22 protein-coding genes are annotated in these 23,673 nt (G+C 67.8%); 11 read left to right on the top strand and 11 right to left on the bottom strand.

The features are described from left to right. Nucleotides 1–157: 157 nt before the first annotated feature. Nucleotides 158–463, bottom strand: a complete 306-nt coding sequence (locus A37U_RS52165; RefSeq protein ID WP_020501008.1) for a hypothetical protein — start codon at nt 461–463, stop codon at nt 158–160. Nucleotides 464–1,248: 785 nt separating this feature from the next. On the opposite strand from A37U_RS52165, the gene A37U_RS0133365 reads away from it, so the two are divergent. From A37U_RS0133365 to A37U_RS0133400, 8 genes are all read left to right on the top strand, one after another. Then, the gene (locus tag A37U_RS0133365; protein WP_020501010.1) at nt 1,249–1,851 is read left to right on the top strand and encodes a hypothetical protein; all 603 of its coding nucleotides are present in this window, start codon (nt 1,249–1,251) and stop codon (nt 1,849–1,851) included. A 100-nt stretch (nt 1,852–1,951) separates the two neighbouring features. Beyond that, on the top strand, nt 1,952–2,446 hold the full coding sequence (locus A37U_RS46700; protein ID WP_020501011.1) for a hypothetical protein: 495 nt from the start codon (nt 1,952–1,954) through the stop codon (nt 2,444–2,446). Nucleotides 2,447–2,530: 84 nt separating this feature from the next. Beyond that, nucleotides 2,531–3,772 carry a DNA polymerase III subunit beta gene (locus A37U_RS0133375; protein ID WP_020501012.1) on the top strand — a complete coding sequence of 414 codons (1,242 nt, stop codon included), beginning with the start codon at nt 2,531–2,533 and terminating at the stop codon, nt 3,770–3,772. 104 nt (nt 3,773–3,876) lie between these two features. Continuing rightward, nucleotides 3,877–4,863 (top strand): hypothetical protein, encoded by a 987-nt coding sequence (locus tag A37U_RS0133380; RefSeq protein ID WP_026197877.1) that lies wholly within the window; start codon nt 3,877–3,879, stop codon nt 4,861–4,863. Nucleotides 4,864–5,157: 294 nt separating this feature from the next. Continuing rightward, nucleotides 5,158–5,427 carry a hypothetical protein gene (locus A37U_RS0133385; RefSeq protein WP_020501013.1) on the top strand — a complete coding sequence of 90 codons (270 nt, stop codon included), beginning with the start codon at nt 5,158–5,160 and terminating at the stop codon, nt 5,425–5,427. 62 nt (nt 5,428–5,489) lie between these two features. Beyond that, nucleotides 5,490–6,257, top strand: coding sequence for a hypothetical protein (locus A37U_RS0133390; RefSeq protein ID WP_020501014.1), 768 nt, complete (start codon nt 5,490–5,492; stop codon nt 6,255–6,257). Nucleotides 6,258–6,405: 148 nt separating this feature from the next. Next, the gene (locus A37U_RS46705) at nt 6,406–7,320 is read left to right on the top strand and encodes an N-6 DNA methylase (RefSeq protein ID WP_020501015.1); all 915 of its coding nucleotides are present in this window, start codon (nt 6,406–6,408) and stop codon (nt 7,318–7,320) included. Nucleotides 7,321–7,499: 179 nt separating this feature from the next. Continuing rightward, nucleotides 7,500–8,051: a hypothetical protein gene (locus A37U_RS0133400; protein ID WP_157183188.1), complete on the top strand. Its 552-nt coding sequence runs from the start codon at nt 7,500–7,502 to the stop codon at nt 8,049–8,051. Nucleotides 8,052–8,082: 31 nt separating this feature from the next. Here A37U_RS0133400 and A37U_RS0133405 read toward each other — a convergent pair whose 3' ends face one another. The 10 genes from A37U_RS0133405 to A37U_RS0133455 form a co-directional block, all read right to left on the bottom strand. Next, a complete protein-coding gene (locus tag A37U_RS0133405; protein ID WP_020501017.1) occupies nt 8,083–9,039 on the bottom strand; it encodes a C40 family peptidase in 957 nt (318 codons plus the stop codon). 7 nt (nt 9,040–9,046) lie between these two features. Beyond that, nucleotides 9,047–10,084, bottom strand: coding sequence for a replication-relaxation family protein (locus A37U_RS0133410; RefSeq protein WP_020501018.1), 1,038 nt, complete (start codon nt 10,082–10,084; stop codon nt 9,047–9,049). Nucleotides 10,085–10,195: 111 nt separating this feature from the next. Then, nucleotides 10,196–12,586 (bottom strand): type IV secretory system conjugative DNA transfer family protein, encoded by a 2,391-nt coding sequence (locus tag A37U_RS0133415; RefSeq protein ID WP_020501019.1) that lies wholly within the window; start codon nt 12,584–12,586, stop codon nt 10,196–10,198. A gap of 148 nt (nt 12,587–12,734) precedes the next feature. Beyond that, complete coding sequence (locus A37U_RS0133420; protein WP_169526981.1) at nt 12,735–13,556, bottom strand: GP88 family protein; 822 nt, start codon at nt 13,554–13,556, stop codon at nt 12,735–12,737. A gap of 113 nt (nt 13,557–13,669) precedes the next feature. Further along, nucleotides 13,670–14,056, bottom strand: a complete 387-nt coding sequence (locus A37U_RS0133425; protein ID WP_157183189.1) for a hypothetical protein — start codon at nt 14,054–14,056, stop codon at nt 13,670–13,672. Between the two features lie 24 nt (nt 14,057–14,080). Then, on the bottom strand, nt 14,081–15,913 hold the full coding sequence (locus A37U_RS0133430; RefSeq protein WP_051111798.1) for a VirB4 family type IV secretion system protein: 1,833 nt from the start codon (nt 15,911–15,913) through the stop codon (nt 14,081–14,083). Further along, nucleotides 15,913–16,959: a PrgI family protein gene (locus tag A37U_RS0133435; RefSeq protein ID WP_020501023.1), complete on the bottom strand. Its 1,047-nt coding sequence runs from the start codon at nt 16,957–16,959 to the stop codon at nt 15,913–15,915. Before A37U_RS0133435 ends, A37U_RS0133430 begins: the two co-directional genes overlap by 1 nt. Nucleotides 16,960–17,888: 929 nt before the next feature. Beyond that, nucleotides 17,889–19,040, bottom strand: a complete 1,152-nt coding sequence (locus A37U_RS54160) for a TrbL/VirB6 family protein (RefSeq protein WP_240437764.1) — start codon at nt 19,038–19,040, stop codon at nt 17,889–17,891. A 4-nt stretch (nt 19,041–19,044) separates the two neighbouring features. After that, nucleotides 19,045–19,434 (bottom strand): pilin, encoded by a 390-nt coding sequence (locus A37U_RS0133450; RefSeq protein ID WP_240437765.1) that lies wholly within the window; start codon nt 19,432–19,434, stop codon nt 19,045–19,047. Between the two features lie 53 nt (nt 19,435–19,487). Beyond that, nucleotides 19,488–20,381 carry a hypothetical protein gene (locus A37U_RS0133455; protein WP_020501027.1) on the bottom strand — a complete coding sequence of 298 codons (894 nt, stop codon included), beginning with the start codon at nt 20,379–20,381 and terminating at the stop codon, nt 19,488–19,490. Nucleotides 20,382–21,016: 635 nt separating this feature from the next. Between A37U_RS0133455 and A37U_RS0133465 the strand changes: the two genes are divergently transcribed. From A37U_RS0133465 to A37U_RS50515, 3 genes are read left to right on the top strand one after another with little or no spacing between them, the layout of a single operon-like run. Then, a complete protein-coding gene (locus A37U_RS0133465; RefSeq protein ID WP_020501029.1) occupies nt 21,017–21,739 on the top strand; it encodes a hypothetical protein in 723 nt (240 codons plus the stop codon). Then, a complete protein-coding gene (locus A37U_RS0133470) occupies nt 21,732–22,508 on the top strand; it encodes a TRM11 family methyltransferase (RefSeq protein WP_020501030.1) in 777 nt (258 codons plus the stop codon). The genes A37U_RS0133465 and A37U_RS0133470 overlap by 8 nt, the downstream gene beginning before the upstream one ends. Beyond that, nucleotides 22,505–23,563 (top strand): DNA-methyltransferase, encoded by a 1,059-nt coding sequence (locus A37U_RS50515; RefSeq protein WP_083934145.1) that lies wholly within the window; start codon nt 22,505–22,507, stop codon nt 23,561–23,563. Before A37U_RS0133470 ends, A37U_RS50515 begins: the two co-directional genes overlap by 4 nt. Nucleotides 23,564–23,673: the final 110 nt, after the last annotated feature.

Below are 23,673 nucleotides of genomic sequence, written 5' to 3' on the forward strand. Positions count from 1 at the left end.
GACCGTGGCGTTCCTGCTCGCCTCCTACACACCCGACGCCCCAGCCGGTATGGAACGCGCTACTGCGGCCTTGGCGAAGGGCCTGCGCCAGCTCGGCCACCGCGCGATCACCCTCACCGCAGCCGAGCAAGCAGAACCCGACCCCGACGTCATCCGGTTACTCGCGGAGAACCGGCGACACCTCATACCAGACCGCACGCGGCACCGAGGAGTTGTCCTCGTGTCGTAGTACCAGCTCCTCCCGCTCCATACGGGTCAGCGTCCGCGACAAGCTCTGCCGGGTGAGCGGTTTCGTTTTGTTTGACCACCGGTGCTGGATGCTACTATCCTGAATTTCCTTCAACAGATCCAGGAAGCGCTTTTGGCCGTCCCAGAGCACAACGACAATCTCCGGAACCCATTCCCCCTGCTGCCAATTCACGGCATCGAACCAGTTCAGCACCTCGTCGGCGCTAATCCCCATGCCCGGCTTCCTTTCCCCGTATGCTCCTCGGTACCCTCGTGAGGCGAGGGCGACTCCCTTGTCTGCTCACCCACGCGGTCGGCGTCGGTAGCACCCCCGGACCGTCCATGGTCACTCCGATGCAGGCAGGTACGCCGCTCAAGCGCGCTATCCGGACCTATTGAGTGGTCAACTCCACCCGATCAGAGCAGCAGTTGATCTACGCAGTGTGACCCCACGTGATCGCCCTGCTCATCTGCCTGCTCATCTTCCCACTCATCTGCCTGCTCATCTTCCTATTAAGCAGGAAGCCCGCCAGCGGTGCGTTGTCGCAGGTCAGCGCGTCGCTGGCCCTTCCTGAGTGCACCAAGCCTCGGTACCCCACGGGAACCGGTTGACGACTGAGAGGGAAGGGGCTGGCAACCGGAGTGGACTGGGGCGGTGGACGCGCGCGTAGGGTGGTGCAGTTTCTCTAAACTGCATTTTTCGACCTATTCTTACTTTCCAAAGGACCTTCCGAATTCGTGGCAAGAAGAGTCTCGAACGGCATCAGTTCAGCGCTCGCGACGTCCACTCGATTCACGCATATCAGTGCTGGCCAGGCTCGCGCAAAGCGACTCGGAACGTCAAAGAAAACCGCCAGAAAAACTATGATGCGATGTTGTGTCGCGTGCGGCGCCGGCGTTAGGCTAGAGCCATCGGAACACAGGGAAGAGAACCCAGGAAGTTCCGAGAAGAAAGAAATATTGCGGGTAGGGATTCGCACCCCGCTATACCCGCAGCCGAAATCAGTGAGAGGAATTCTCATGACCAGTGTGTCTGTTGAAGCGTGGTCGCACGGTGACGGGTATCTGACCGTGGACACGCAGGAATGGATCAACGATCGCGGCGAGTACGCGGATGATCTGACCGACGGCTTGCGCGAGTGGATGGACGCGAACGGCCACGAGTGGCCGCACGATGACGTGATCGCGAAGTGGATCACCGATCGCACGGGTGAGCCTCCGGCCGGTCTGCACGGCGACGGGGGCCTGTGGCATCACAACCTGGTCAACTTCTCCGATCACCTGATCGATGATCTCGGGTTCGTGGTGCTGTCCTCGGCCGGATACGGCGATTTGATGATCACGGTGAGCGATCGCCTCGGCTTGTACGTCGCCCCGACCGTCTATCGCTCCACTGTGGACGCGCTGGAGGAGTGGGCCGACTACTCCGACGCAACGGGTGAATGCGTGAACGGGCATCGCTGGGAAACCCACGACACGGTGCGCCTGCATGCGTGGGACGGCGCGGACATGACCACCTATCGCGTGCCTGACCTGGTCCGTGTGCCGTTCGACGACCGGTCCCGCGCTTACGTGGCGTGCCCGACCTGCAGCAAAGCTGTGCGGTTCGCCTGCCGATTCTGAACCTCCGTGCGGCCGGCCGCGCCGCTGGTGCCGCGCGCGGCGGCTGGCCGTACCTCCCGCCTTCCCTTCCGTTTTGATCTTCCTTTCTGCGAGGTGCGTTGTGTTCGTGCTGTCCGCCAACGGCGAGATGATCTCTACCGACTACGACGACGACTCTTCGGTGATCAGGTTCGAGAACGCCGAGGACACCGAATGGCGGTGCCAGGCGTGCGGCGAGTCCCTGTCCGAGGAACCGGACGGCTACGCCGACGAATCCGGCTCGCTCATCTGCGACGCCTACGACCCGTACGAGGACCCCGACATTGACGACGTGGAGTCCGCGCCGGAGTTCCACGAGGGGCCGCACCGCCCGCAGCGCGTGCCGCTGTCCTGGGCCAACTCTGCCGCGATTCACACAGACCCGGACGAGGATTCGATCACGGTCACAGTGTCGGTCGGCGACCCGCGCGGCGCGTTCGCCATCACCGTGCGCCGCATTCCCGATGACGCGCCCGACAACGGCGGTCGGCTGATCATGCACACCCCGTACCCGGGTGAGCCCCTGCCTCACGCCGAGCTGACCACCGCCCACACCGGAACCTACTGGGTCGGCTGACCCAGCAGGGGCGCCCGTGACGTACCCGGGCGCCCCCTCCGGACTTCCTTACCTCGCAACACCTTTCTATGGGAGGCATGCGCGATGACCACCGCGACCCACACCACGACCGTGACCGCCGCCCCGTCCGGGGCGCCCGTGCTGTTCCGAACCGACCGCGCCACGCTGGCGCACGCCTTGACCACGGTCGGTGTGGGACTGGCGCGGCGGCCCGCTCTGCCGATGCTGGGCGGAGTCCTGTTGGACGGGCGCGACGGAGACCTGACCCTGACCGCGACCGACCTGGAAACCGTGGCAACCGTGCGTGTGCCGGCTGCCGCGCCCACCCCGGGCCGGGTCCTGATCGATCACACCGAGGCGACCAAGCTGCTCGGCGCGCTGGTCAAGGGCCGTCGCAAGCGCGACGCCGACGCCGCGCCGGTCACCGTGCGCACCACCGACGACGGGACGGCCGTCCTCGAACTGGGCGGCTACACCATGCCCGTGACCACCTATGCGGCGGAGGACTTCCCGACGCTGCCGGCGACCCCGCCCACCGTCGCCGAGGTCGACCGCGAGCGGTTCACCACCGACGCGCGGCGCGTGCTGGTCGCGACGGGCACCGACGACACCCTGCCGATGGCTATGGGCGTGCAGATGCACCTCACGTCCGGCACGCTCACCCTCGCCGGGACCGACCGCTACCGGTTGGCCGTCGCCGAGCTGGCCGCGACCACCACGACCGACGAACGCGCGGTGTTCTTCCCGACGCCGGTCCTGTCCGCCGCGCTCAAACACGCGACCGCTGAGCGCGTGCGCGTCGGTATCGGGAACGACGGGGGCGCCGGCGAGTGGGTGTCGCTGGTCTGTGGCGCCCTGACCGTGATCACGCGCCCGGTCGAGGCGCAGTTCCCCGCCTATGAGCGGCTGTTCCCCGAGGTGACCGCCACCGCGCGCGCTGACCGCGACGCGCTCACGCAGGCGACGGCACGCGCTGCTGCCGCGCTGGAGGCCAAGAAGCACACCAGCAGGGACAAGCACGGGCACCGGACGGCGGCGCAGGTGGCGCTGACCGTCGATCCCGCCGGCACGGTGTCGATCGCGCCCGTGCTCGGCGAGCACGCCGACGCGGTGACCGCACCCGCCCACCCGGCCGTGGTCGGCGGCGCCGGCGAACCGATGCGCGTGCTGTTCTCCGCGCCGTACCTGCGCGACGCGCTCACCGTGCTCGACGGGGACACCGTGCTGTTCCAGCTCGCCACCCCGACGCATCCGGTGCTGCTCACTGGAGCCGGCGGACATGCATACCGGCACCTGTTGATGCCCGTCCGCCAGCCGAAGTCCTGAGCCTACGGCGGTGGCCCCGGTCGTGACTCCCTCCATGCCCGGAGCCACCGCCCCAGCTAGACCGCTGTTGACCATACCCACTGTCCTCATTGGAGGGACACTGCATGTCCTGCTTCGTTCTCCTGATCACCGATCTGACCACGATGTGCCGCGAGATCGAGCAGTACGCACGAGGGGTGCGTCTGGTGGCACGCGCGCCGAACCAGCTCACTGGAGAGGAGTGGAATCGTGCCGCGTTGGTGCTGATCGACGCGCAGGCCGCGCCGATCCTGCGCGCCCGCCCGCACGAACTCGCTGCCCGTGACGCGGTGATGCTGCTTGCCGATCCCGAGGATGGGGACGAGCCCGACGTGTACCGACACGCCCTCGCTCTCGGCGCCGCCCACCTGGTCACGGTCCCGGACGGCTCCGGAGTGTTGCGAAAGCAAATGTCGAGGCTCGCGGAGCACCCGGCCGTGGTGGTCGCGGTGCTTGATCCCGAGCCGTCGGGTGAGGTCGGCACAGCGAGTACCGCCAGCCTCGCCCTGGCCGGTACGGCAGCCGGCGAACACCTCGGCCTGATCGACGCGCGGCCCACCCGGCTCGGCCTGCACCGGGCACTCCTGCGCGCGCGGCACGACGCGCCCGCCGCCGGTTCGGGCAGCCTGCGCACGCTGTTCGTCACCGAGCAGCAGCCGCCCTGGCATGACGCGGTGCGGGAAGCCATGACCGATCTCGCCCGCCGGCACGCGGTGACGCTGGCCCATCTCGACCCGCGCCAGGCCGACACGGTGGCCGTGCTCGGCGGTGTCGACCTGATCATCATTCCCGTTCGCGCCCGCTCGGTGACGACGCAGGCCACGCGGAGCGTGGTCGCCGCCGCATGCCACGTCACCCCGCACGTCCACGTGCACGTCATCGGGGAGACCGTCGACACCGACGTGGTCGACGCGGTCGCCGCAGGCATCGGAGCCGGTTACCCGAGCATGACCGGTCTCGCCCTGGGCGACGTGCCGCACGCGTCCGGGGACCTGGATGCTCAGCTCGGCGACACCAGCCACCACCAACGGCTTTGGGAGGTGGTGGCCCCGCACATCTCGCACCCAGTCTGACCAGCACCGGAACGACAACTACACAGTGCGAGCGGTACGGGGCTGTGCGGTGGCGCAGTGAGCTACCCTGGCCGTGCCTCCCTTCGGGGACGGCAGCCCTTTCACAGGGTTTCGGCAGGCCGGCGGACCGTGCGAACACCCTTCGGGGTGGGTCCGTCGGCCCTCTTCTTTTCCGGCCTCCCCGCGCCGCTCGCGTCGCCGCTGCGACCGAACTCCGCGACCGGCCAAGCCGAGTCCGCTGTTCGTATCCCTCCTTTGCTGCCGAGCTTCTTTCACTCCGTTGGGAGGCCACTGATGAAAACCAGTTGCGAACGCCCGTACCGAATCCTGCTCGCCACCGCCGGAGCGGTGCGTCAGCTGCCCGAACAAGCCACGGAACGGCATGTGCGCCGACTGGCTACCGAACTGGCCCATGCCGTGTTCGACCTGGACGCGCGCATGCGCGCCGGCCTCGATGCTCCCCGCACCTGGCAGGTGGTCTCGCCCCGCGCCGAAGCACACCAGGGGCACGATCCGTCCGACGCCCGCGCCCCGGACAACCACTCCTCTCCCCGCAACGACTGATCCCGACGAAGCCCAAGCACCGACCACGACGCGCGCAGCCACGCGCAGGAAGGCCGATATCCATGGACACCGACGTCACACGCGCGCACACCCTGTTCGCCCTTGGCCGCGGCGCATTCGCCCAACCGCTCGGCGCGTTCGGCGGCTTCGTGACCCCCGATGACGTGGCGCGCTTTCCCATCGGACGGCAACTGCTGGCCTCCACCACGCCGGATGAGGTTCGCGACCGTTTCGCGCGGTTCGCGCTGGCCTGGGACGTGGCGGGATTCGACACGTTCGCCCGGACATTCGGGAACGCTGCGGTCCCCGAGGCCACGATCCATCACGCCGATTGGGTGCCGCACAAAAACCGTTGCGACATCTACGCCTTCGACGATGGCCAGTGGTTCCACTGGATCTCCACGGACCACTCGCAGTGGCTCCGCCTGACCCTCGCTGACGACGGCACCGTGACCGAGCAGCCTGTCGCACGCGTCTACGGCGCCGACTATGCCCGGACCAAAGGGCTGGACCTGGCTCCGCTTGCGGCTTGGATCATGGGCGCGGCCACGACCCGACTGGACCGCCCGGATCTGGTTCTCTCCGCCTACGTCGACACGGGCGCTGCGACCGGGGAACCGGTCATTCATCTCGTGGTCCATAACGGACAGCCCGACGAACTGGGCGTTATCTCGGCCGAGTTGGAGTCGATCGCCGAGTCCTGCAACTGGTCCAATCCCTGCGCCCCAGAAGACCGGCGCTTCGACTGGTGCGCCCCCTGCGTCGACCTTGTCGACGGAATGCAACCAGGCGAAATGGTAGTCGTAGCTGACCGGCTGGATGATGAATAAAGCAATTCCTCTACCGCCACAACTCTCCGAGTTCTCCGTTTCTGAATTCTGATTCCTTCGCTCACAACGCTTTCCTGTGTCGGGCACACGTGTGCCCGACACAGGAAAGCGCCGGGCACGACCGCCGCACACCGAGGAGGGCGGACACGTGAGCCAATCCATCAAGCACCAGCACGCCCACCGCGACCCCGGCCAGCACGCCGTCGCCATCGCTGAAGCCGTCGACACCGCATGGAACAAGTCCAACCACTCGGGCCGCCGAGACGTGGCCCTGTCGGTTGTTGCCGCGTTGTCTCTACTCGGCCAGCGCGACCCGCACGGCCCCGACCTTGCCGAGCAGGTGCACGCCCAGAACGCCGAGGACTTCGCCGACACACTGCGCGAGATTTTCACCGCGCTGGTCAACGCCCGTCCGGACCTGACCCACCTCGTCTATCCGCTAATGCACTGGGTCTTTGACGAGCCGCAACCCGCGATGCAGCGCGCCGCGAAGCACACCGCCGACGCCGCGCTGCAGGAAGGCCAGCTCGAACTCACCGGCACGGACAACCGCTACGACACCGATCTACTCGGCGTCGTGCTCAGCCTGCTCAAGTCCGACTCGGCCGGCAAAGCGAACGCGCAGATCTACACCCCCACGCCGGTCGCGGACATGATGGCGCGCATGACCGTGCCCGAGGAAGGCAGCTCGGTATGCGATCCCGCCGTGGGCACCGGTGGGCTCCTACGCTCCGCCGCGCAAGCGATGCGCGAGCACGGCCGAGACCCCGCCACCGTGTCGTGGTACGGCGCCGACATCGACGACCTGGCGATCGCCGCGTGCGCCGTCAACAGCCTGCTGTGGCGACTCGGCCCGCGCATGCTGCTGTGCGTGGCCAACACGCTGACCGAAGGCGACTGGGCACGTCGTGCCGAAGCTCAGCGAGCCGAAATCCTGCAGCTTACCGCGGCGATCCGCCGGGACAAGCTGATGATCAACGCCGTCCGCACCGCCCAGAGGCTCACCGAGATGGCCGCCGACGACGACCCCGACACCGATGACCAACGCGGTGATCAGGAGTAGCGTCGGTGGTGGCTCCGTGCTCCCGGTGACCCCCAGGCCGGTCGAGCACGGAGCCGACCTTGATGAATCCCACGATGGGCGCGAGACACCGAATTGGTATGTCGCTCGTTCGCGTGATTACCCCTTTGAGGTCGGCGCGTGTCCCCGCGGTCGGCAGGCGACAGGTCAAGGATTTCCGGATGGGCAAGGGCAATCGTGTGAAGAAGCAGCGGCGAGAGACGACCGACCGGCTCCACTCGGCGAAGGCTGAGCTATCGCAGACTCGTGCTCCCGTAACACTGCCAGCAACGGCAGCAGCTGAGGTTCGCGACCATCCTCTTGCCGCCGTGCATCGAGCACTGATCGATCGCGGCTGGGTATACGACGACAACGAAGACAGCGCAGCGTGGCACGCATACCTTCCGCTTGAACCCTGGTGGTCTTATCCGCAAACTCTGGTCGGTAAGCTGGCAGATCCCGAGACCGAACCCGCCGCGATCACATTCGGAGGCGGTCAATTCAAGGTCTACTTCGCCGGCCCCGATCCCCTCGATGACCAGATATGCGAGCGCCACCGGCCGCCCCAGCCCCGGACCTACGCGCTGACCGACGAAGGCGCTCCGGAACTGTTCGCTGCTCTGGCAGAAGTCGAGGCGCATGTCTTCGATACCGCTGAATTGGATCGTTGTGTAGAAGCTCCTGACGGTTGCTACGCCGACGAGGAGCCTCTGATCCCCGGTGAGCCGTTCTAACCGCGGTCGTCAATGCGCCGCATTGAAACATTCATGAGCGGGGACGACTGGCTCCTGCGTAGTCGTCGCCCTTCCATCGGTAATCGTCCACTTTGACTGGTTGCCCGAAGTCCGGGGCATTGATCATCTTTCCGGCTCCGATGTAGATCCCCACATGGTGGATGTCGCCGGGCGTGCCGTAAAAGACCAGGTCGCCGGGTGCCAACGGGGCGCCGTTCGGCACCTGCGGTCCAGCGTTGTACTGCTCTTGCGCAGTTCTCGGGAGGTTCATCCCCGCTGCTTGGTACGCGGCCATCGTCAGGCCAGAGCAGTCGAACCCCTTGTCGCCGCGGTCAGGTCCATTCCCGCCCCAGACATACGGCAGCCCGAGTTGACCTTGGGCGTAGTTCACAGCTTGCTGGGCTCGTGGCGAGGGCTGTGCGTCCCCTCCAGAGTTGGCTTCCGCCTGCCTGTATTGGGCTGCCTGGTTGAGGACTTGGCTGACGTACCAGTCGGCATGGTTGTAGGAGAAGATCGCGCCGTAGATGTCGCGACCATCGCGAGCGCCGGATTCGCACAGGTAGCCAGCAGCAGCATAGACGGCGTCGTGCGGGTTGTACCGCGAGGGCGGCGTGCTGCCGCCAGGAGGTATGGGGTGGCGCGCCACTACGGAGTTGAATGTGGACTGGAGGAACTGCATCGGTCCACCCGCACCTGCAGAGTTCGCTCCACTATGGACACCGGGGAGGTCCGATCGGCCGTGGTTGGTCTCGATCTTTCCGATACCAGCCAGGATGGTCCAGTCCAGCCCCGGGCAGGTGGGGGCGGCGTGTCGGTACAGGGTCAGATAGGCGCCCGGAATATCGGCGAGGGCGGCTTGACTAGGTTGGCTCGCGCTCGCGGAGTCGCCCCCACCGAAGATGGCGGAGACGACCCCGGACACGGCGGCTCCGACCAGCACGATCAAGGCGACAGCGGCACCGAGGACCGTGGTGGCGAGCTTGAGCATGCACGAATCACCCCAAGGGTTTCCAAGTCAGGTCGTGGTGCGCGAAGGGCGGCATTGGGGTCGGCGCGCTGAGCCGAGACACCGGACTGGTCTCTCGTGCACTGGGAGTGGCCTGGGAGCCGCTGGTGGGCTCGCCCACGTGAGGCCAGGCGGTGTGCAGGTCGGCCAGCCGAAACCGGCCTCCGTCGCGATCGGCCAGCGGCAACCAGACCCCGGCTGAGGCGGTCCCGGTGCGGTCCAGTTCCTCGGTCGTGGTGGTCGCGATCGGCAGGTCCTGCGGGCGCGGCTGGCTGCGCAGGTGCTCGGTCAGCAACCGGCGGGCGTGGGCTTCCCGGCCAGCGGTGGAGAACACGGCCAACAGCGGCGTCACGATTGCCGTGGTGGCGGCGAGTTCGAGGTAGTCGGGGATCTTGGCGACGAACCGGGACAGGTGGTACCTGCCCGTGTCCCACTCGATGAACCATTCGATCTCGCGGTCGGCTTCGCGCCAGCGGCCGTAACCGTCGGGCCGCACAATGTCGCCGAAATGCCGAGCACAGCGAGCTTCGGACCACCACGCGGTGACCGCGCGGTCGTCGTGCGAGACGGCGCCGGCGATGAGCCTGGTGAACAGACTGTTGAGACCATGCAGGTGCGCCAGACGCAGGGAGTAGGCGATGCCGATCGACCGCTCGGCACGGAATCCCAGCTCGCGTGGGTCGATCCCGTCTTCGTGCGCAAGCAGGTGCGCGCCAGCCGTGTCGAGCACGTAGAACATGGGCGCCCGGCCGCGTCCGATGTAGGGCTGGAAGCGGTCCAGGACGCGCCACTGGTAGAGGCGCTGGAGCCGGTAGTTGGCCGCGCGCCGGGTGGGGAAGGCAACTTCGGCGATCTGGGTGGAGGTCAGGGTGCGGTGCTCGGCGCACATGCGGGCGATCCACCGGTCGCGTTCGGTGAGGTGGGCAGCGACGGTGGCCTGGTGCTCGGTGGAAGTGGCCACGCGGGAGCTGGCGCGGGCGGGGATCGGTGTGCGCAGGTCGCGTTGGGGCGTACTGGGGTCGAGCACTAATGGCTCCTTTCGGGCAATGCGGATGAGCAGGACGGCAAAGCGCAGAGAAAGGGGCAGGTCACGCCCTGGTGGCGGGTGTGGCCTGCCCCTGCTGCGAAGCGTTGGGTGTTAGGCGGCGCGACGAGGATCGGTTCCGGTGGACTCCGGTGCGGCTTGGTCGCGTCCTTCTTCGGCCGCGTTCGACAGCGGCTGGGTGTGACGAGCGGCGGCTTTGCGCACGATGCGTGCTCGGCCGCGGATCGCCGCGGGCAACGGCTGCGTGGCCAGGGTGAACGGCTGGGGTTCCTCCCCATTGACCACGAGCCGGGCGGCGGCGTGATACACGCCGAGGTGGGCAAGATCGTGCTCGCTGACCCGAGGTGCGGTGTGGCGTGCCAGTTCCCGGGCATCCTCGGGGCTGGCGTTGAAGAAGATCTTCGACCGGGCGTTGGTCGAGATACCCTCCTTGAGGTCCTTGCCGAGCTGGCCGAGATGCTGGTGGGCCAGTGTCATGGACAACCGGTAGCCACGTGCTTCGGCGAGCATGTCCTCCATGGCATACGGCAAGTTCAAGAAGTTGTGTGCCTCATCCACGTACAGCGACGCGTCGAGGCGTTCGCGCTCCGGCAATGCGGCGCGGGCGGTAGCGGCCTGCCAGACCCGAGCCACGATTAGCGAACCGAGCAACCGGGTGGTGTCCTCGCCCAAGCTCCCCTTGGGGATGCGCACGAAACACAATCCACCGTCCAACGCCGCCGAAAGGTCCACCGTGGACTCTCCAGCCGAGACAGCCTTGACCACGAACGACCGCAACAGGAACGCACGCAGCTTGTTCAGCAGCGGCGCGATCGCCTGTGCCCGCGCGGCGTCACTCAGCTGCTCGTACCAGTCCCAGAAACCACGCAGGGTCGCATCGTTCTCGACCTTCTGACGATGACGTTCACGGGTGGCCGCATCGGTGAGCAGCTGCGGCAACGCAGAAAGTTTCGGGGTGTCCGATGCGGCCCGCAGGGTCAGACAGGCGGCGCGCAGGATGTCCTCGGTGCGCGGCCCCCACGCTGAGGAGAAAACCCGGGAGAACACCGACACGAGGTTGTCCACGGCCGCTTCCTTCGGCCCTTCCAGCGGGTTCAGGCACGGGGTCGTGCCGGGTGCGTCGGCGTCGAAGAGCACCACGCGCTCGGCGGCCTGCTCGGGAAGGCGCTTGAGCACGTCGGTGATCAAGTCCCCCTTGGGATCGATGACCACCGCGCCGCGGTGGTGCTCGGCGTCGGCGAGGATCATCCGTGCCAAGATCGTCGACTTCCCCGACCCGGTAGCGCCGAGCACGTGCAGGTGGTGGCGGGCATCGCTGACCTGCAGCCCTACGGGACGGGCGTGCCCGGTGTCGGAGACGCCGACCGGGCGAACCAATTCGCCCTCCGTGGGCGTGTTCGGCGGGGGCGGCACGGCCTTGGCGCCCGCCCGGCTCAACCCCGGCAGGGCCTCGTCGGTGGGCAGGTGGCAGATGCCGGCCAGTTCCGGCACCGACAGCAAGTCCCCACGACGCAGCCGCCGCCGGGCCAATGTCTGCTCGGGGGCGCGCAGTCGATGGCGGCGGTAGTGGTTGTGCTCGGTGAACCCGGAAAACGCGCTGGCGATCGCGTGGGCGCGGCCCCGGAGCTGATCGCGCACGCGTGCGACCTGTTCCGACGGTGTCTGTGCCGGCACGGTGGTTGCCACCGCATAGCGGATCACGGTTTCCCATTGGCTGCCGCGCTGTTTGGCCACGATGGCGCGGTTCTGCGCCTGGTACTCCAGCGACGTTTGCGGGTCCAGCTTCGGCTGGCCGCCCGTCTGGGAGGTGGGTTTCGGCGTCGTGCCGGGTGTGATCAAGTCCAGCAGTCGGCCGACCGGGCGGGTCGAGCGACCGGCGTGCAGGTGACGGGCGGCGCGCCGGGCCTGCTTGACCCGCCGTCCGGTCACCGGGCGAGCCAACACCTGGACGCATGCTTGCTCGTGCACACCGAGTCCGGTGGGCGCGCCCAGCAGCGCACGGATCGGGTCGGCATCGAAGTCACTGCGAATGGGCAGCGCCTCGGAGCGCGCCAGCCGGAGCACGCCCCCGGTGACCACCTGGCGACGGCCCTGATCTGCCTCCACCGCCAGCGGTGGGCCGGCCTGCTCGGTACGGGTGTGCGCGCCCGGCCACGCCGCCTCGACCGCGCGCTCGACCATCCCCGGTGGCACCGTTCCCGGAACCCACAGCCGGATCTGCACGCCGTCGTGGCCGAACACGTACTCCCACGCCAGGTGCGGCTGACCACCCACTAAACGAGCCCACATCGGGCGCAGCAAGCCCACGAGGTTCGACCACGCTGCTTCCGCGCCGTCGGGGTCCACGGTCGGTGGTGCCAGGATCGTCACGACGCGAGCTTGGTCGTGCAACCGCTCCTGGCAGCGATCGTTCCACCAGCGCCGCAGGCTGATCAGGCCGCTGATCGCAGTCAGTGCGACAGGGCCGACGATGGGTCCCCACATCTGTATCCACGACCAGGCAGTGTTTAGAACTCCCCGGATCGCTCCCCAGGGATCAGTGAGCAGCCCGCCCAGCGGACTATCCACAATGGATGCTTGCAACAGAATCACAGGAATGAACCTCCTGAACTCGTCCCGAGCGCCTGACGGGTTACGCGACCCGTCGGCTATCGGTGTGGTCTCGGCGGCGGACGGAGGGTGCGCTGGTGATCGCGCGAACGGCCGCGGTGCCCCGGTGGGTGTGCCGCTCGGCGTCGACTTCGGCCTGCCACTCGGAGAAACGGCGGCCGTCCAGACGCCGCAGGAAATGCGGGATACGGTTCGCGGGCACACCCACTAGTCGCGGTCCCAGCACAGCCAGGAGATCCGAGGCTTCCTGCGAGGACCAGCCGGCCGCGGCGATGGACTCCTCGTCCGGGAACACGTCGGCGACCCGGTCCGTCTGCGGATGGATCAAGTGATCCTGCGTGCCGCCGTAGCTATAGACCCACAACAGGTTTTCGGGCGGGTCGGGTTCCACGAGTCGGCGGAACCGGTCGATTTCCTTGGTGTAGCAATAGAAGTTCACCTCGGGCCGGTGTCGCATGATGCGCAACCAGCGGCTGGTGTAGTCGTCGGAGAAGAAGTCGCCGCTGTCGTGAATCCTGATCCAACGGCCGGCGAACTTGGGGGCGGCAAGTTCGGCGAGCATGGCCTGCTGCCAGCCGTCCGGGTCGTCGAGCACGAATTGCAGGTTGGTGTGGTGCTTGGCGCGCACAGCCGGCCACAGGTAGGTGCCGTGCCGGGCGTAGCAGACCTGGCGGCAGATGCCGGCCGAGGGGCAGGTGTTGTAGGTGCGCCCGTCGGGCAATCTGCCGGCCCACGCGGGCAAGGTCCAGTTGTAGACGCCGATCTGTCTCATCTCGCGGTTCTGGGTGAGCAGGCGTCGCGGGCGTGCGGGTAGTGACCCGGACTTGGGTGCGGACGAAGACATAGGTGTACTCCCGAAGAATTGGGATGCGAGGTTGCGGCCAATCGCGCGGGCTCGACGAGCGGGAGGTCAGCCGCGGGTCAGCACGGCTGGATTGGCGCATGAGGCGCCGGATGTCAGGCCGACTCGTCGGGGCCTGGCTCGCCGTCGTCCGGGCGGTCGGTCGAGGCTGAACGGTCGGAACGCTGCTCGTGGCGGCGGCGGTAGTGATCCAGGTTGATGATCTTGGTGGTGACGCCGTCGGGGTGGACCGTGACGACCTGGGCGTACTCGGCGTTCCGGCGGCGCCGCACATGTCGGGCGCACGCACGGATCAGGGCGCGTGCGCCGACGAACGCCAGAGTGCCCAGGTAAGCACCGCAGCACGTCACAACAGCGCAGGCGAGCCAGATCACTGCCATCAGCCCGAAGGTCAGCGCCAAGGCGGGCAGCACATCGTGCAGAAGTGTGTGCCAGGCGGTGGGGTCTGCGCTATGTTGAACAGCGGCGACCGGGGTGGACACGGGCATTTCCTCCCTCCTGATGGGTCAGTCGTCGAGAACGAGGTCATGGCTGGCGCCGGCGGCGTATTCCTCGTCGTCGGCGGGCTCGGCGCTCATGGCGGCGAGTTCGGCCGGATCTGTGGTGATCAGCTTGTGCTCGGCGTCGGAGGCAATGGCCTGCATGGCTACCCGCTGCGTTCCGGTGGACAAGAGCCCCTGTCCCGTGCCCGCCGAGAGCAGGAACTGTCGCTCTCCTTCCGACAGGGCGAAGGTGCGCACTATGTCGTCGATCGCCTGCGGCGCCTGCCTGAGCAAGATCTGGGTTGCCGCGTTGCTGATGATCGCTTTACCCAGGTCGTAGCCGAGCACGTCGCCCACGTCCTGCGTGGCCACCGTCAAGCCACACCAGTGTTTGCGGGCAGACTTGGCCAGGCGCCACAGGAACTCCGCACCAGAGCGCTGCTGCATCAGCAGCCACGCCTCGTCAACCACGCACAGCCTTGGTCGGCGCGTGCTGGGGTTGGAGATCCGGCGCCAGACCCCATCCAGCGTCAGCAGCGTGCCGGCGGGCTTCAGCTCGTCCGGGAGATTCCGCAGGCTGAACACGAGTAAGTGTCCTTCAGGCGGGTTCGTGGTCGGCCCGGCGAAAAGACCGGAGAACGCGCCGTGGGTGAACGGGTGCAGCCGACTGGCAAGATCCCGGGAGGTCTCGTCGTCGGACTGGCTGAGCACTGCCCGGAGATCCGCCAGCAGTGGCGCCTGTCGTGTCCAGGTGCGGGCGTCCTCGGTAATACCCGCGGCACGGTAGGTAGCGGTGACTGCCTGATCCAACACCGCCCGCTCGTCCGCACTCAGCGATTGTCCGAAAAGGACAGATAGGAGGGTGTGGATGAAGAGCGAACGTCGAGTGAGCGCATCGGACGGGGCCGAGCGGCGCCCATCGGGCCGGGTGTGGATCGGCAAGTCCAGGGGGTTGAGCCGCACTCCCTCGCTACCAAGCGGGAAGTACGTGCCGCCGACGGCCCCAGCGAGACGGGCATACTCATCCTCGGGGTCGAGGATCGCGATCTCGGTGCCCTGGTACAAGCTCCGGATCGCTTCGAGCTTGACCAAATAGCTCTTGCCGGCCCCGCTGCGGCCGAGAATGACGGAGTTGAAGTTCTCGCAGGCGAATCGGTCCCAATGCACCAAGCCCTGACTGCCGAGATTCCAGCCGTAAAGCACGCCGCGAGCGGCCGACGCCGAGGTCGGGTCCGGCGGCGGCAGATCAGGGCTGGTAAACGGGAAGGCTGCCGACAGCGCTGCGGTATCGAACGATCGCGTCATCCGGACCTGATCCAGGCCCATCGGCAACACCGTGACCCAGCCCTGCAAGCTCCGGTACGTAGTGGGCTTGGCATCCATGAGCAGGCTCGCCGTCAACGCCCGTAGCGCGCTGACCTCCTCGACGAGCTCGTGCTCCGAGTTCGCATGGACCGTGAGATACAGGCCGACCCGGAACAAACGACCCTCACCGCGGGCGAGCCGGTCGGACAAATCGTGGGCGTCCTCGGTGGCCGCCTCGACCTGCGGGTCGGCCAGCCTCCCGTGCGCGGCGGTGTGCCGTCTGCCGGACTCCAGGCGCCCCAGCTGCTTCCTCAACCGCTCGGCGGCCACCTGCGGGTCGATCGGTTCGATGTGCAGCGACACGTCCAGCCGGGCCGGATGGGTCAACAGGGGTTGCAGCCAACCCGCGTGGACCTCCCGCGGATAGCCCGCGACCGCGAAGCTGGCGACCCATTCGTCGCCGATCCGCAGGTGGCGCGGGTGCACCTCAACGGCATCGGGCGTGAAGGCAGCCGATGTCGGCGGGGAGGTCCGGCGGTTCCGGGTGAACATCACAGGTCGTCCTCCTCGTCGGGGTCCCAGCCCGCCCCGGCCGGGGTAGTGATCACTTCGTCGGCGCCGGCCATCTCCGGCGAGGGCGGCAGCGGGCTGTCTGGGTTCGCGGCGGCCGACAGCACAGCGGTGGCCTGCGCGGCATCCAGCGCAGTGACCTCGATGCCAGCCGGGGACAGCAGCTCGCTGGCCTCGTGCATGCGCCGGAGCAACCGAGAGGCCGCCGCCCGTCGCGCTCCCTCCGTGGGCTCGACGTCCTCCTCGCCGCCTGCATGACGTCGACGCAGTGGCCCGCGGCCGATCACCGAATCCGCCGGTACGCTGCGCACCGGCTCCCGGATCACCAGCAGGATCTGCCGACGCAGCAGCTCGGCGTGCCGACCCAACTCGGCGAGGTAGTCGGCATGATCGAGAGCCGCGGTCTCCAACGCCGGGTGCGGCAAGCTGGCCGCACGCTCGCGCAGCTCGACGATCTGGCCAGAGAGGTCCAGCCGCTGGGCTCGGACTAGGATCTGCACACTCCCGGCGAGGCTGTGCAGATACCGGCCGAAGGCCGCGGTCAACGCTTCCTGCTCGGCCGGGGTGCGCAACGCGAAGTTCACTGTCGAACACGCGGCCACCAGTGCCACGCCGTCGTCGCCGAGATCGACGATGCCGGCTTCGGCGACCCCTTGGGCGGGCAGGTCGAGCCCGCCCGCGGCGACGTCTTCGTGCCCGTGGGCCACCCCGGACAGCCACTCAGGCACCTCGGCGGACTGCTGCCCGGACGCGATCCGGCGCCGCGGCTGGAGACGCTGCCGGAGCGCGGCCAGCAGCAGCCGATCCAGGGTCACGCCGTCGCGCCGCACCACGACCAGCACGGACACCGCGACCCCGATCGGGAGCGCGACCGCGACGTAGGCGATCACCGGGATCACGGCGCGGGTGGCTTGCCAGCCGCCGTAGAGCACCAGGCCGGTCACCGCCATCACCGCGACCTGACGGGCGGTGAANCCTGCCAGAATGCGGTCTTCGCGATCGACGTCGGCGGGAATCCGGACGCTCACCTGTGGTCACCTCCGTTCTTGCGNGTNGTGGGTCGANGCGGGTGGAGTTTCGGCAGGTNCAGCGGCAACTCCTGCTGACGCGGCCCCGGCCGCTGCGGNGGAGGCGGCGGTGCCTGNGGCTGNCTGCGGGGTGGCTTCCGCGTGCGCTGCACGTTCAGCGGGAGCTGGTACTGCCCGTCCCGGCCCACCCGGGGCTTGTTCTCCGGCCACTCGCCATCGGCGGGCAGCTTCGTCTGTCGGCCCCGCGTTGCTGGCCGGGTCGGTTTCGGCGGCTCCGGGGGTGGCGCGGGTCGCCGCACGCGCTGCGCCTCGATCGGCAGCCGGTATTGCCCATCGCGGCCGACTCGTGGTTTGTTCTCCGGCCATTCCCCGTCGAGCGGGAATTTCATCTGCCGGCCACGCGGTCCCGTCGAGGGCTTCCGCTCCGGGGGAGGCTCCGGAGCCGACTTCGGCTTGGGTTGCCGCTGCACGTTCAGCGGGAGCTGGTATTGCCCGTCCCGGCCGAGCCGCGGTTTGTTCTCCGGCCACTCGCCGTCCAGCGGAAGCTCTAACTGCTTGCCCTGCCCGGCGGAGCGTGAACGTGAGGACGGTTGCGGCGTCGGTCGCTGCCCGGTCGGTTTCCGCACTCTCTTGACGTTCAGCGGCAACATGTACTGCCCGTTGGCAGTGGCCCGCGTTTTGGCATACGGGTCCGGCGACTCGGGCGATTTCTGACCGCCACGGGAACGAGTGGCCTTTCCGCCGCCACTTCCCAGCCCTCCGAGGAGACCGAAGGTCTTGTAGGCGATGAATCCCCGGACGAGGCTGCCGGCCAAAGAGCGGCCTCCGCCGCCGCGCAGAGACCCGAGAATCCAGAACGGAATCTTGATGAGGACGTAGCACAAGGCGAGTGCGACCAGAAACTGAATCACAGCACTTCCCCCTTGTTGTTAGTTGAACAGAGTGATGCCGCCGGGCCAAAAGAAGAGCTTGATCGCCGCAACCAAGGCAAGCGATTGACCAACTTGAATGGCCATCACCCCGGCGAATGCTTTCCACCACCAGAACGCGATACCTTCGGTTTGCGGAAGCGCGTGACACATCAGCAAGATCGGGGCAGCCGCAAGCAAAATGATGGTCAGAGTGACGCGGACGATGTAGGTGAGCAAAACCGCGACGAGCATGACGACGAGTGCAAGCGCGATGAAGATGACGAAAAGCCCGCCTCCGTCGAGATCATGCATCAATGTGTCGGTCATCGCGCGAGCCGCAGTCTCGGGATCTAACTGATCGCCAAGGACTGCGCGCGAGAGTGCGTTACCGATTTCGATCACCTTGCCGCCGAAGAACAACGACAGGTTGGCGGCGAGGAACCCAACGATCACCCGGGGAAGGATTTCCTTGATCGAGTGCCGGGTCTGCAAGGTCTCGTGGGCCATGACGATGATGCCCGCCACCAGGATGAGCGTCGCGTAGACCGCGATGACGATCTGCTGCGAATTGCCCCATATCTGTCCCATGACCGGCAGTTGGTCCAACTGAGGCGTGACCAGCAATGACTTCGCGAGCAGGTCCAGCAGGCTGTTCAAACCGGGCGTGACCAGATCGCGGAAGAACGACTCGATCGCATCCGACACACAGGCCGGGATGTCGGTGATTCCGCACGAGGATTCCTGCTGGGAATCCTGGCCGCCAGGTTGGCCCGGCTGGTGACCAGACGGCGGTGGTGGTGCCGGCGTAATGGGCTGCGGAATGCACCCCGGCCCCTGGCACGGCGGCTGCGCGGCTGGCTGCTGCGGTGCCGTCGGGCTCGGCTGTCCTGGAGCCGGCGGGGTCATGTGGCACGCCGGAATCGGCGAATCCGGGGCACAGCCGTCGAGGGTCGGCGACGGCAGAGCCGGGGGCGGCACCGGCGCCGGTAGTGAGGGCGCCGATGCCGAGGGTGTGGGTGCGGGTGCGGGTGCGGGTGCGGGCTGGGCCAAGGCCATGCCTGCGCCGGCGATGCCGGCCAGAACGCTGAGGGCAAGCAGGGCGGCCACCGCGGCGAACGCGCGGCCGAACCGGTGGCCGGCCCCAGGAGTGGGGGTTGCGGTGGCCGGCATGCGATCAGGCCCCCACGATCCCTTTGAGGATCTCGACCACCAGGGGCGCCAGCGCGGCCAGGCCGTAGCCGAAGCCCGCCGACTTGAAGGACTGTTTGGCCTTCTCGACCTCACTGGGGTCGCCGCCTGCCAGCACGTAGCGGACCCCGCCGATCGTGAGGAAGACCGTGGCGAGCAGGGCGAGAATGCCCATGAGCCAGTTGCGGATGTTGTTCAGGACTTCGTCGACCGAGCGGGCCAGCGCGACCACGTGCGTGGTCTCGGCCGAGGCCGAGGCGGCGGTGACCACCAAGCCGGCGGCGACGAGCACAGCCACGGCAAGGACCCGGCCGGCCCGGCGACGCGGCGTGCGACCGCCGGCGGCGGGGCGAGCAGAGGGCGCGATCGAGCGCATCGTGGACCTCCAGGGCTTTCCAGCGGGCGAAGAGCGCGAGAAGCGGGCAGGGATCACCCGCGGCCCTGAAGTCCGGATTTCGGGGGCTCATTGGACAGGCCCTCGTCGACTTTTTTCGCTACGCTCTGTGACTGCCCTGGGGTGTCCGACGGAGCGCCGGGCGAGGTCTGCGACGTGGCCGCCTCGCCCGTGGGGTCGCTCTCGGCGGAGCCGTCGGCGGACTCGGTCAGCCAGGCGGCGAGTCGGTACTCGGCCCGCTTGCGGGTCTTGTAGGCGGCCCAGAACTCGATCTTGTGGTGGGCGGCCCAGTCGTGCAGCAGGGTGTCGCCGAGCCGGGTCTCCGAGATCACCTCGGCCTCGGTCGGGGTCAGGACTCCGACCTGAACCGCGCGGGCGAGGACCAAGTCCGGGTGGCCCGACGGTGGCTTCGGCTCGGCGGAGAAGAACCCGGGCGCCTTCGGCGTGGGCCCGTCCAGCGCTGCGGTGAGCGCCCGGTGCCCGGAGCGGTAGGCGGCCCACCGCAGGCGGATCGTGATCCGCGGCTTGGTGAGGTCGATCGTCTGCAGGGCGTCGAGGAAGCCCTGCACGATCTCGGAGTGGATGTCGGCTGGGTCGCCGGCGTACCGGTCGGTCAGCCGGGCCGCCATGGGGGTCAACATCGGCAGGGCGAGCCCGACGGCCACGATCGTCCACGTACCGCCCTCGCTGCGGGCGCGTGTGATCACGTGCCGCCAGACCTGGTCCCACACTCGGCGCGGGCAGGACCGGCGCAGCAGCAGATCGCGGAGTTCGTCGACGGGGATCTCGCGGTTGGGCAGGTGGTCGAACTTCCGCCCGTCCACCGCCACCGGGTGGTCCCCGGCGGTCAGCCACGCGAACGCGGCGCGGGCGGCATCCAGGGGGTTAGCGGGCCTCTCTGCGTGCTCAGAAACCGAGGGGCGTGCCATCTCGTGGCTCCTCTCGAACGGCGGTCAACGACGCCGCCGAGAGGGCCAGGCGCGGAACAGCGCAGCGCACGGTTCCGTACTAAGAACTGCTTAAAACGATCTCCTTGTCTCGGAACAAGAAGATCAACAAGTCGCTCGACCCGAGATCGCGAATATGGGCGCCAGCAAAGCTGTGCGCTGCCGCGTTAGTCATCTCTTGTTCCGTTGCTGTCACCCGACAGACTGTTCCCGCCGAAACAAGAGAGTTGATCTCGACGAGTTTCCGGGGCGATCTTGAACGGCCCCGTTCGTGATCACGAATCCGGCCCGCAAACGGACGCGAAGTCGATCAGCAACCAGGGCGGAAAAGATCAACAAGCGGCCCCGGCCGGACAAGCCAAGCCGTTACCGACCGTCATGGATTCTGTGACTTGAATCACTTCGATGTTCTCTGGGTTCGTGTCCAATCGCGCCCGGTTTCGCGGACTTCAGGGATGTCCTTGCCCGACCGCGACGATCATGGAGCGCCTGTCATGTCGCCACCGCCGATCCCGAGCGCCCCCGACTCGCACGAGCCCATCCAGCCCGCGTCGTCCCCGCCGCAAGCGCGCCCTCACCGGCACGCCTCAGGGCGCCGTCGCGGCCCTGCGGATGCCGTGCCGGCAAGCGTCCGGTTCTGCCGCCTCGCCGCCGACGCCGGTCATGAGGAGAGGATCGCCACCGCCGTCCGCGTCGTCGTCACCGCCTACAGCAACCCCGGCGACCGGGTCGCGCTCGCCGACGCCGCCGAGCCTGGATCACCCGCGAGCGGCGAGCACCGCGACCGCCTTGCGGAGACGGTCCTGCGACTCGCCCGCGGCGCGGTCACCGAGCTGCCCCGACCGGCACTCGGTGATCACCTTCTCGACCGCGGCGAGGCCCCGACTGGAGCCGTACCTGGGTCCGAGTCCGGACCCGGACCCGAGCAGCCGTCGGTCGCGGAACCGACCGTGTCCCCGTCCGCCCGCCGCGCCCACGAGCGGAACCCGGACCGGTTCGCTGTGATCGTCTGCGGCTGCGTGCCCCAGCCGACCGATCCCGGTCTGATGGCCGACTGGGCGCCACTGCTTGCTCCTGACGGCGCCCTCATCGTTCTCACGCACAGTAATCACAAGCTGGAGGCGCGGGCGGCGCACCCCGGGACCATCGTGCGGGCCGCGGCACTGGTCGGCCTGACGTTGACCGACCGGCTGATCCTGGCGCACGACGCCCCGAGTACCGCGCCGCCGACGACCCGGCACAGCCAGCGCGCCGTCGCCCTCGGCGCTCATCGCCGCATCCACGCCACCGCCTGCGTGTTCCGCCCCTCGATCCCGTCGCTGGAGCCCCGTCATGCCTAAGAACCTCGTGCGCCCGGCCAGCGTGTGGGCCGCTGGGAACCGCTCACCTCGCCAGCAGATCGTCGGCCGGCACATCGGCGCCACGCGCTCCGACACCGCGCTGACCCCGGCCATCGCTCGCTGGATCATCGAGACCTACACCGACCCCGGCGAGATCGTCTGCGATCCCAACCCCGGCCCCGGTCTGGTGCTTGCCGAGGCTGTCCGCGCCGGCCGCTACGCCCTGGCCCTGCCTACCCAGCCCCGCTGGGAGTCCGCACTGGAAGCCAACCTCGACCTCGCGCGACTCGCCGGCAGCACCGGTTACACCACCCTTCTGAACAGCATCGACGACCCGCGCGCCGCCAACCTGCCCGGCGCGGTCGACCTCGTGCTGACCGGCCTGCGCCACACCCTGGCAAGCGACCCCAGCCGGGTCCTGGTTGGGCTGTATGAAGACCTCGACGCGATCGCCGACTGGGTCTGGCCCGGCGGGCACGTCGTGATCACCTGCCGCCCCTGGCGGCGCCGTGGACGCCTCGTGGACTTGCCGGGACAGACCCACGAGGCCGCGGACGCGGTCGGGCTGGTGCCCACCGATCACTGCATCGCCCTGACCGCCCCGATGCACCGTCATCAGCTCCGGCCGCGGCAGAGCACCGGCGTGGGAGACGACCCGGAGGGCACCGACCTGCACGGTTGCCGCGCCACCCAGCCGACGCACCTCGATGTCCTGGTCTTCCAGCTTCCGCCAGCCACGCGCCACCCCGTGAAAGGCGGTGGGCAGTGAGCAGTCTCTACTACCGCGACCCGGGGACGGAATTGCACGTCGGCGATGCCATTGACGTGATGGCCGCGCTGCCGAGCGCATCGGTGGATTGCGTGGTGACCTCGCCGCCGCAGTGGGGTCTGCGCGATTACGGAACTGCCGAATGGTTCGGTGGAAACCCGCGGTGCCGACACACGCTCGGCACGACACCGCATCAGCGACGGTCTGTGAAGAAAACCGGGATTGGTGGTCATCGCGCCCGTGCCGAGAAGCATTGTCGACGCTGCGGTGCGACTTCACTCGACAAGCAATACGGCCTTGAGTCAACGATCGATGAATACGTTCACAAGCTCGGCGAGGCAAGCGCCGAAATAGCGCGGCTCCTCACCGCAAAAGGAACGTTCTGGCTTAATATCCGGGATGGCTACAGTTATCACAACAATGGCACCGGAAGCACCCGAGAAATCGGCCCCGAGGAGTCTGGTCAGGTCGTTCGCCACAAGAGCTTGATGGGCATTCCGTGGCGCGTCGCCTTACATCTGCAAATGCAAGGGTGGATTATTCGTAACGCGATTGTCTGGCACAAGCCCAACAGCATTCCCGACCCCGCGACGGACAGGTTCTCTTCGCGTTATGAGATGGTCTTCCTCTTGGTCAAGCAGCCGGATTACCACGTGGACGCGAGCCGGGTCCTTGAACCTCTCTCGCAGGAACGTCCCGCTCATCGCAAAGACCATCGCGGGGGTAATAAGCCGCACACGGTCAAATCCCCGTGGCGCCCACAAGCCCGAGGAAAGAACCCGGGCGATGTGTGGTCAATGTCGACTCGGCCATTGCCGGAGGCGCACTGCGCGCCGTTTCCCATCGACCTTCCCTGGCGCTGCATCGCTGCCGGATGCCCCGAGGACGGCCGCGTCCTCGACCCGTTCTCCGGTGCCGGCACGACCGGGCTCGCCGCCCGCCAGCTCGGACGCTTCTACCAAGGCATCGACCTGCGTCGTGACTACCACGACATCGCCTTGCGCCGACTGGCCGACAGCCAGCCCGCCGGCATCGACCTGCCCGAAGCGGCCTGACCCGAGCGCCGCCTCCTCCCATCGAATCCATCCAGCCATCGCGAAAGGCGGTGACCCGTGAGCTGATCGATGACACTGAACTGACCTTCGCCGAAGGATCACGATTCTCA

This window comes from Sciscionella marina DSM 45152 (assembly GCF_000379465.1).
Taxonomy (GTDB): Bacteria; Actinomycetota; Actinomycetes; order Mycobacteriales; family Pseudonocardiaceae; genus Sciscionella; species Sciscionella marina.